Origin of the sequence: Algoriphagus faecimaris, assembly GCF_900101705.1 — a bacterium.
GTDB lineage: Bacteria > Bacteroidota > Bacteroidia > Cytophagales > Cyclobacteriaceae > Algoriphagus > Algoriphagus faecimaris.
On the sequence record NZ_FNAC01000073.1, the window covers coordinates 1 to 9,248 of the forward strand.

General features: G+C 39.7%; 9 protein-coding genes. 4 read left to right on the forward strand and 5 right to left on the reverse strand.

From position 1 onward, the window contains the following. A partial coding sequence (locus tag BLQ57_RS20175) for an integrase core domain-containing protein (protein ID WP_139162843.1) occupies window positions 1–205 on the forward strand: 205 nt, incomplete at its 5' end. Between the two features lie 98 nt (window positions 206–303). Here BLQ57_RS20175 and BLQ57_RS21300 read toward each other — a convergent pair. Continuing rightward, entirely contained in the window at window positions 304–444 is a 141-nt protein-coding gene (locus BLQ57_RS21300) for a hypothetical protein (RefSeq protein WP_169712813.1), read from the reverse strand. Window positions 445–1,008: 564 nt separating this feature from the next. Between BLQ57_RS21300 and BLQ57_RS20180 the strand changes: the two genes are divergently transcribed. Further along, the gene (locus tag BLQ57_RS20180; protein WP_087941423.1) at window positions 1,009–1,272 is read left to right on the forward strand and encodes a hypothetical protein; all 264 of its coding nucleotides are present in this window, start codon (window positions 1,009–1,011) and stop codon (window positions 1,270–1,272) included. 78 nt (window positions 1,273–1,350) lie between these two features. Beyond that, a complete protein-coding gene (locus tag BLQ57_RS20185; RefSeq protein ID WP_087941422.1) occupies window positions 1,351–1,929 on the forward strand; it encodes a hypothetical protein in 579 nt (192 codons plus the stop codon). A gap of 81 nt (window positions 1,930–2,010) precedes the next feature. Here the strand turns inward: BLQ57_RS20185 and BLQ57_RS20190 are convergent, their stop codons facing one another. The 4 genes from BLQ57_RS20190 to BLQ57_RS20205 form a co-directional block, all read right to left on the reverse strand. After that, on the reverse strand, window positions 2,011–4,995 hold the full coding sequence (locus BLQ57_RS20190; RefSeq protein ID WP_240507886.1) for a type I restriction endonuclease subunit R: 2,985 nt from the start codon (window positions 4,993–4,995) through the stop codon (window positions 2,011–2,013). Window positions 4,996–5,044: 49 nt separating this feature from the next. After that, window positions 5,045–7,552: a S8 family peptidase gene (locus BLQ57_RS20195; RefSeq protein ID WP_087941420.1), complete on the reverse strand. Its 2,508-nt coding sequence runs from the start codon at window positions 7,550–7,552 to the stop codon at window positions 5,045–5,047. 3 nt (window positions 7,553–7,555) lie between these two features. Further along, a complete protein-coding gene (locus BLQ57_RS20200; RefSeq protein ID WP_087941419.1) occupies window positions 7,556–8,530 on the reverse strand; it encodes an AAA family ATPase in 975 nt (324 codons plus the stop codon). A 106-nt stretch (window positions 8,531–8,636) separates the two neighbouring features. After that, entirely contained in the window at window positions 8,637–8,930 is a 294-nt protein-coding gene (locus BLQ57_RS20205) for a hypothetical protein (protein WP_087941418.1), read from the reverse strand. Between the two features lie 73 nt (window positions 8,931–9,003). On the opposite strand from BLQ57_RS20205, the gene BLQ57_RS20210 reads away from it, so the two are divergent. Then, window positions 9,004–9,248 (forward strand): transposase (locus BLQ57_RS20210; protein ID WP_092824214.1); only part of this gene is annotated, 245 nt, incomplete at its 3' end.

Consider the following 9,248-nt stretch of genomic DNA (forward strand, 5'->3'; position numbering starts at 1 on the left):
AAGAGCCATAGACAATGTGTTTATCGAACGGTTCTGGAGAACCATCAAGTACGAAAAGATTTATCTCAACCCACCACAGGACGGATTGGATCTCTATGCACAGCTGGCAGAATACATGGATTATTACAATCACCGTAGAAGGCACAGTAGTCTGGACAACAGAATTCCTGCAGAAGCATATTCCATGATTGAGCAGGTGGCGTGAAACGAGTTTACCACATTCCCACACTCTTCTGAAAATCTAAAAAGGGATTTTCAGGTGTGGAAATATGGAAAACTCAACCGGCCTCTGTATACTTGAAGTCAAATGAATTCTGTCCTAACAATTGGGGTATGCTCACATTTGTCCTCAATCACTTTATCAAATTCTGATTCATTGACCCGCTGACGGTCGGTGCGTTGGTCCAGAGTGGACGTACGAACATAAAGAATGGAAATGCTCATAATTTTAGGGTGGGTTACCGTTTAGGCTAAAATAGAGCGCATTTTTGGTCTATGCTGCATTTTGAACTGGTTTTTTAGCTGAAAAAAGTTCACTAAAAAAGGTGTACTCTAAATTTGTGATCTTCTAGTTGCAGCGCAAATACTTGCGCGCCAAACTACCGTCATTTTTTGAATTTAATCTGCCTAAAACTAGACTATTCACTGTGTGCCCTGCAGAACACAAATGAAAGAGGGTTTTCAATAGCGCAGTTTAATTTCGACATTCCTGTCGACGATGGTCCTCACCTCTTCCTGCCTCTCCCCCCGGCCTCTCGGGATCCTTCCTTAGCCCCCCTAAAAACCTTGATTACTTACCTCCTTCGATGCTCAGGAAAAAATTTGCTGGAAAATTTGGCCGACTTATGAAAGGGGATCAAAACCAAAAAAAAAATTGCCAGATTTTTTAAAGAATATGATGATTTGCCTAAGTCGAAGTATTTATATGTATGAAAAAGAAAAAAATCATAATCACGGAAAATCAAGCTAAAATATTGGCTAATGCAATAATTAAGGATAAGGAGAAAAATGAAAAAAAACGTATTTGAACTTATTAAACCATTGGAGTTTCCAACTGTCACTCCTTTGGAAAACACCCATTATGTCATCCATGATGATTTTTACCAACCAGTTGAAAAACCAACTGAAAAAGAACGGGAAATTGCCAAAAAATTCCTTACTCTTCTGAATACATCTGAGGAGAATCAAGATGAACTGGTCTTAACCTTGACCTCAACTGAGTTGTACAATTTTCTGATTCACCTTCAGAGGGAAATTAAGGGAATAGACTAAAGGTAAACTCATAATTAAGCTAAATTTTTCAAGTCTCTTAAATTTTTATTAGATTTTAAGAATTAAAAATTGAGACAAATGAGTGAATCAATAAAAAGGATGGATGAAATCATTAATTCGCTAGTCAGTTGGCTTAATGATTATCCAAGGCACATTCTAACCTTTAAACAGAAGAAAAGAATTGAAGGGATTTTAAAAAGATTAGAAAGATCCGAACCTATAGATCCTGATGAAATTCAGGAAGCTATATCCAACGAATACGAAAGGGTGAAAAAAATTAATTTAGAAATATGGTCATCAAAACCTGTACCCAACCTCGCTGAATATTCTGACAGATTTAACTACTATTATTGTGAAGGGTGTAACGAAAGGGTCTTAAAAAAAGAGCAAAAAAATCATCGAAAAACCTGCAATGAATGGAATCAAATTCACAAAGAAATAAGTAATGAAATCACTCTTGCTCAAAGTGGGAAAGGGACAGGTTCCACCTTTGACCAACCTGGAAAAACTTATGAGTCCACAGGAAACCAATTAAAAGATGAATACAACGAAAATCGAAGATTAGGGGGAGACAGAGATATTTATTTATCAAGAGATCAAGGAAAATTCGGGTCTTATCCCTCAATGGATGATTATGGTGATGAATCTTCTCCCTAATCCTAGTGGTGGGATTTTTCAATCTTTTTTTAAGTATTCAGCGAGAAGAATAGTCTCACACATGAAGGTCTAAAGGTTTGCTCAATAATACTCCTTGATATATCCGTATGCACGGTCGAATAGGACTTGGTCTTTGTGCAGCTGATATTTTAAAAGTGCCTTCCTAAGAGACTTCTGAACTTCCCGCTCTCCTCCTGTAGTTTTTTGCCAACCCGGAAACCTAACCATTCTAACAATTTGATCAATGTCGTTAACGATTCTCTCAACCACCGCTGGTGTTTCCTCTGTTTTTAATTCGAGAAATAGTTCTGTTAGTGCAGCCTTGGGCGTTTTTTCAAGAATTTCCTCAGCTAATTCCTTTTCTGCTTGTACAGTTTCCTTAGCGATTTTACAAAGTTCTTTTACGAATTCAATAGATGAAATAAGTCCTTGTTCCGCTCGGTCTCTTACCTCTTCAAGTAATTCACTTAGCTTTTTGAACTTCGGATTTCCTTCATGCATCTTAAATCGTTTGACCAAGATTTTTTCAAGTTTCTTGGCGTTTTTTGGATCAGGATTATTAAAAATATCCTCAATAACGTCGGCATCTAAAATGAATTCTTCCAAATGGTGAATATCACCCACATGAATATTCTCATGAATCAATTTAGTGGTTTGTGCACCTAGCGTAATCCAAAGTAACTTTCCAATCGTGTCAGATGCTGGCCTTACCGATTCAAAAACTTGAGAAAGCCATTTATAATCTTGTTGATGGTTATTCAAGATATTATCTGGTGAAAGCGATTCCCATAGCTTGCTGAGATATTTGTAGTCCTTAGCAAATGCATCCTTTTTTTCATCTGTTTTGATAGCATTCTGTGCTAACTCCAATCCCTCAAAACCTGGAATGGTACGATCTACGCCTTGGAAATGTGCAAGTGCATCTTTCATGGCTTGTGGTAGCTTTTCTCTAAGTTCAGAAAGATTTGTGATTATTTGATTTACAGACTTTTCGTCAAACTCCAAAGCCTTAGCCGTGTCGTCAAAGACACCAAAATAATCCACTATCCTACCAAAATGCTTTTGTGGGAATAGCCTGTTTGTTCGACAAATAGCTTGCAAAAGTGTGTGGTCTTTCAGTGACTTGTCCAAATACATGGTTTGGAGAATAGGAGCATCAAATCCTGTTAAAAGTTTGGCGGTAACAATCAAAAACTTGAGATCAGATTGGGGATCATTAAATTCATCTACGATTCGTTCTTGCTCTGACTTATCCACTGTCCACTTTTGCTTGAAATCATAGTCATCATTTGCAGATGTGGAGATCACTACTTTACTGGACTCAGTTGGAAGTATTTTATCTAATTCCTCTTTGTATTGGATGCAGGCATATCGATCAGGTGTTACGATCATAGCTTTAAAGCCATGTGGTTCTACCTTTTCCTGAAAGTGGGAGATAATATCGTCCACAATCTTTCTTACTCTTTCAGGAGATTTTAGAAAGGCTGCCATTTTAGCAGATTTCTTATTTAAAGCATCAGCCTCCTCATCAGTCAAGGCTGCCTCCTCTTTAAAATTTTCAAAAAGTTTATCGATGGTTTCCTTATCCACATGCACATCAACCAAACGAGGCTCGAAATGAAGGGGGAGAGTTGCCCCATCCCGAATGGAATCCTGAAAGGTGTATCGAGACATATATCCACCTGCATCCTCCTCTGACCCAAATGCCCAAAAGGTGTTCTTATCCGCTTTGTTAACTGGAGTTCCTGTCAATCCAAACAAAAATGCATTGGGTAAAGCTGCTCTCATTTGACGCCCCAAATCACCTTCTTGGGTCCGATGGGCCTCATCCACTAGCACGATTATATTTTCTCTGGTATTCATATTGGGTTTGGCATCCCGGAACTTATGAATCATCGAAATGATGATTTTTCGGGTGTCCTGTTCCAACATTTTTTGTAAATCACGAATGCTATCCGTGGTTTCCACATTGGAGATATCAGCCGCATTGAAAGTTCCTGATATTTGGGTATCCAAATCAGTTCGATCCACCAATACGACTACCGTAGGACTCTTTAAGTCTGGCATCCTCCGAAGTTTCTGAGCAGCAAATACCATCAATAAGGATTTACCGGAACCTTGAAAGTGCCAAATCAACCCCTTCTTGATCCGGCCTACTTTTACCCTTTCGACAATCTTATTTGCTCCCTCATATTGCTGGAATCGAGGGATAATTTTCATCCGCTGCTTCTTTTTATTGGTACTGAATAGGGAGAAGTTTTGAAGAATATCCAACAATCTATTAGGGTGAAGTAAATCTCCCATTTCTTTTCCTATCTCACCCAAACCAAGTCTTTTCGCTAAAGCTTCATCCTCATCTTCCAACCTCCATGGTGCCCAAAAATCTAAAGGAGATCGTATACTGCCATAGAATAGCTCTTTCCCCTCTGTAGCAAAAGAAAGTATATTAGGGACAAAGAGTTGAGGGATAGAATTTTCATACACTTGATGAATTTCAGCCGCACCATCTAGCCAACTGATTCCCGGCCGAATGGGTGTCTTTGCCTCACCCACCACTACAGGAATTCCATTAATAAAAAGAACAATATCAGGAATTTTGGTTTCCCGGTGGTGAACCCGAAACTGATTGGTGAGGATATAATGATTATTGGTCAAATCCTCAAAATCAATCAATCGAATGGGAACGTGGCGATTGTTTTCACCAAAAGGCATGGTCTTATCCCCTGTCATCCATTTAAAAAATTCTTCATTCGCCTTAACCAAACCTACCTGCTGTACAGAAATCAAAATTGCCCGAAGCTTATAGATTACCTCATCAGCTAGATTGGGTTCCCTCTGAATTTCAGGATTCAATCGAATTAAGGAATCCTTAAGGTCAGCTTCCAAGAGAACTTCATTTACTGAACGATTGAGATCAGATGCTGATCTAAATTGCCATTCCGTTTTGTAGCGTGACTTAGGTTCATCAAAATTATCAGAATTAAGATTAACTCCACTGAGATGGTGTATTATAAAATACTCTACGCTATTGAGTTCGGTGAATGGCATAAATAGATTTTGGTTCAAAATAGTGATTTTGAACAATTCCTAACGAATTATTAACCTAAAAACTAATTTAAGTTCTAATTGGAATCGTAATCAGGTTTTCTACTGGGGTATAAATGTCAACTTCTTCAATTGGTGTCTCTATGCTTACGATCAATGAATACCTTACCTCTTGATCATACTTTTCTAAACTTTTTCTAGTTCTATACCAACCTGATTTAGGATAAACTGCTAGCAGATTACGAGAAGCAAGATTAGCTCCATTGGTCTCTAAAAAATCCTTTTTGATAGAACCTTTTGAGCGTACTCGTTCTTTGATAGTCCAATCTTCTTCACGGAAATCAGGACTTTCATCCTCATCTTCTACTTCCGTTGCTGCAGAGACCCGTCTCTGAAAATCACTCGGGCTTTCTCCTTCTTTTATCAGTTTGAAATCTAGAGAGTGGGAGTGATAAGAAAAGTTTTTGGCATATTCTCGAGCACCGGGATTTGGCTCTATGAAATAGGACAAAGTAACTTTGATAGTCACCTTTTGATCAAAAAGTTGGTCTTGTAGAACCTCTGTGGGCCATGGGATTTTATAAAGGTGAAACTCATTATAACGGACATTACTTCTATCTAACCGATATGGTTTTAATTGCGCTTGTGCAATCAAGGTTAGAGAGTTTCCTGCACTATAAAGTGCTCTACCGAGATTGGGCACACCATAACCTACTGATCGAATAAGAGCCCTTCGTTGGCCTTCATTATTGATATTTATCCCATTGAGCATTTGAGGAGTCCAATCAGCGGAATGAACCATCAATCCTCTGATTGTCTCGGGCCAAAAATTGGGATATGCGGTGAGAATCTCAGCAGCCATCTTGGAAGCAAACGCTACTGCCGAACTTGTTCCGCCGAAAGGTCTAAATAGTCTGGTTGAAAAATCCTTATTCACTGATAGGGGGTCTAATTCATCATGTGCCCACAGAAAGTGTCCATCAGTCACTTGATTTCCTCCCTCTAGGACGAGATCTGGTTTGTTCGGCCATTGAGGCTCCCATGCCGCTGAAGTTGAATTTCTAGGAGACATTTCACCCAATCTCGCAATAGGAATATACTTACTTGGCCGTGAAAGTCTATCCTTTTGGGTAAATGCTCCTATGGTCAACACATTATATGCTTGTCCGGGATCTTGAATGCTTCTGATGAAATTTTGATTGGGATAATCACCGTGATTTGTCAATTTCACATTCCCTCCGCTGACTAGAACAAGTTGGGGACCTGCTCCTTCAAAAGAGGTCTCAAAGGCAATTTGATCGAGGGTACTTGAAGCTGAACTGGGTCTACCTGATTTAATAACTCCGTCATTGGTGACTGAAATACAGTACACTCTTTTTACCTCTGCATTTGAAATTGAAACTGTTGCAACTCCGTCTAGGTAGATGATACCATGTAATTCTTTGTCTGTAGAAACATTTGGCTGAACAATCTTAAAAGATTCGATCCCATGCAAGATTCGGATCGGTGTCGAACTGGCAAGTGCTTCAGTCAAGTCTCCAAAAAGGACCAATGCCGCCATTCCGGTTCCATGCCCTCCATCAGCTCCGGTATCCTCAACTCCCCAAGCAGGATTCCAGGAATGAAGATTGGATTCATCTACCAAAGGTTCAATTAATGGATGTCGATGGGTAAGGCCTGAATCAAATAGGCAGACGAACACTTTACGTTCTCCCGCATCAGGAATAAACTCAGTTCTCGACATCAAATCTTGCAACCAAGATTGTTCATCCTCATAGGTGATGTCTCCTGAAGTAATAAAATCATTGATTTCTTGCGGTCTCCTTAATTCTGCCAAACTGTTTAAGAGAAATACTGAAGAAGCTAACTGCTCCGCGGTTCCTCTGACCATTCGGATCACATGTTCTGGAAAGAATAATTCGCGTGGACTAAAATTTAAACCAGCTCCTTCCAATTGCTGCTCAATCTTGTCTTTTTGATACGCAGAACGTCTAAACCAAACTTCCCACCAGACTTCCTGATCAGACACTGGAAAAGAATAGGTATCAATATCCACCCAAAAAGCCTGAAGGGTGGCCATCCGGATTTCATCAAGATTGGCAATAAGGTTTTGTGAAAGCGGATTACCATCGGGAAGATCGCGGTAATTTCGTGTAAGGTAATCTTCCACTTTAGATAAAAAATGCTCGACACCTCTTTTGGCCAACATTACCAGAACCTTAAACCGCTTTTGTTCCTGCCCTTCGAAAGTACGTACTTCCTTAGTGACTTTTAGGATTTTATAATAATCTCTTAAGTCAGAATGAAGCTGTTCATATTTGAATTCAAAACCCCATTCGGAGAAAAATTCCACATAAATCACCTCATCTCGAACCAAACCTTCCGGAACTTCCTGTTCCTGATTTAGATCAAATTGATCTCTTATGGCTCGGATTTGACTTTTGATCCGATTTCCATGAATTGCTCGATTTCTGGGCGCAACTGAAAACGGAGCTGCTACCCGCCGAGGATAGGTGTAATCTTGAGTGCTGGAGAATCTCTCTATTCCAATTAAATGTCGTTTGGGTTCCTGTGCCATCGATTACTTTCTTTTGGAAAGGGCATCGATCAGGTCTTGTGTTTGGAGTCTGGTTTTGCCACTCAAAATCATGGCTTTGATAGTTTCTTCACAAGCACGAACGATGTCCGAAAAATTAAGTCCTAAAAACTCTCTTGAAATGGAATGAAAATCGACAACTTCAGCAAATTCAAAAGCTTGAAGCTGTCTTCTGAGCATGGTAAAGATCTCCTCCTCACTCGGAAGAGGAAATTGGATTACCTCATCAAATCTTCTAAATAGAGCCTTATCCAACATGTCAGGTAGATTGGTGGCGCAAATGATGATACTATTGCTTTGAGCTTTTTCGATATTGATCAGAAAGGAATTCAGTACCCGTTTGATTTCTCCGACATCCTGTCCCTGATTTCGGTGACTCCCGATCGAATCAAATTCATCAAAAAGATATACTCCACGGTGGTTGACCATGGCATCAAAGATCACCCGAAGCTTGGCGATGGATTCTCCCATAAACTTGGAGACTAGCCCATCTAGTCGTACAATAAAAACTGGAATTCCCAATTCTCCAGCAATTGCCTGTGCTGTCATGGACTTACCACAACCCGGAGGTCCTATTAGGAGTAGTTTTCGTTTGGGTTGGAGGTTATACTGACGGAGAAGCTGCCAGTTGTTTTGCTCCTCTATCAATTTCTCAAGTGAGGACCGAGTATTCGAATCCAGGACCATGTCTTTCAACTTGATTACCGGCTGAAAGACATCCAAGAGTTCCTTTAAATCCCGTTGAGATGGAAGAATAGGGATGGTTTTACTTCGGTCAGCGAAGGGCTGATTCCGCTTAGTTCTTGCTTTATCAATGAGGGATTTCAGTTCTTGCGCTAGGGCAGTATGTCCCTTTTGGGCTTCAGACGCAGCAATTTGCAGGGCAGACGAAATGAATCGCTCATCGTCACCCTCTCCAAAATGCTTGATCAAACTCTTAATTTGCTCCGTCGCTCCCATGTGCCAAAAATAGAAAGATTATCGATTAAAGTTAAGAATAAATCAAGATAGTGAAATCCGCTTAAAACCTGAAAAGGATTTCTTTTAATAGAAAACTAACCGAAAATTAATACCCCAAAGATTCGTTCAAATCCTGTATCATCCTACCCAAAGCAGAATGCCATAAAATGTAATTTTCATCCGAAAACTCTATATCTTCAACATCTCCAGTCAAATGAAGGTGAATAGATTTTCTTGCTTTCCAGAGTTCTTTAAGCTCTTGAGGATTACTTATCAAGTTATCTTCTGCTAACTTATTAATTATAAAGTATACATCCTTTTTAACTAAATCTGGTCTCAAGTGCTTTACGACAGCTTCTAAAATCGCCCCTAGATTAATTAATTGAAACTTGATGATCATATCCCTGGCATGAGCATACCCCAAAAATTGGGGCAGTAAATTAAGTTAAAAATTAACCTTTAAATTTACTGTGATGACCACACGAAGAAAATTTACCTCGAAGTTCAAGACCAAGGTGGTTTTGGAACTGTTGAAAGAGCGCTCCTCACTTGCCGAGCTTGCTCAGAAGTATGAACTGGCACCCCAGCAGCTCAGCAACTGGAAACGTGAGTTTCTCAACGGCGCCGAAGAGGTCTTTGAAAAAGGCGGCAGAAACAAGAAAGATCCGGCCGATGAAGAGAAAGACCAATTGCTCAAAACCATTGGCAAGCTTAAAGT

Excerpts from the sequence above, each read along its gene's own strand:
- BLQ57_RS21300 (WP_169712813.1), bottom strand. The coding sequence starts at position 444 with ATGAGCATTTCCATTCTTTATGTTCGTACGTCCACTCTGGACCAACGC.
- BLQ57_RS20180 (WP_087941423.1), top strand. The coding sequence starts at position 1,009 with ATGAAAAAAAACGTATTTGAACTTATTAAACCATTGGAGTTTCCAACT.
- BLQ57_RS20185 (WP_087941422.1), top strand. The coding sequence starts at position 1,351 with ATGAGTGAATCAATAAAAAGGATGGATGAAATCATTAATTCGCTAGTC.
- BLQ57_RS20195 (WP_087941420.1), bottom strand. The coding sequence starts at position 7,552 with ATGGCACAGGAACCCAAACGACATTTAATTGGAATAGAGAGATTCTCC.
- BLQ57_RS20200 (WP_087941419.1), bottom strand. The coding sequence starts at position 8,530 with ATGGGAGCGACGGAGCAAATTAAGAGTTTGATCAAGCATTTTGGAGAG.
- BLQ57_RS20205 (WP_087941418.1), bottom strand. The coding sequence starts at position 8,930 with ATGATCATCAAGTTTCAATTAATTAATCTAGGGGCGATTTTAGAAGCT.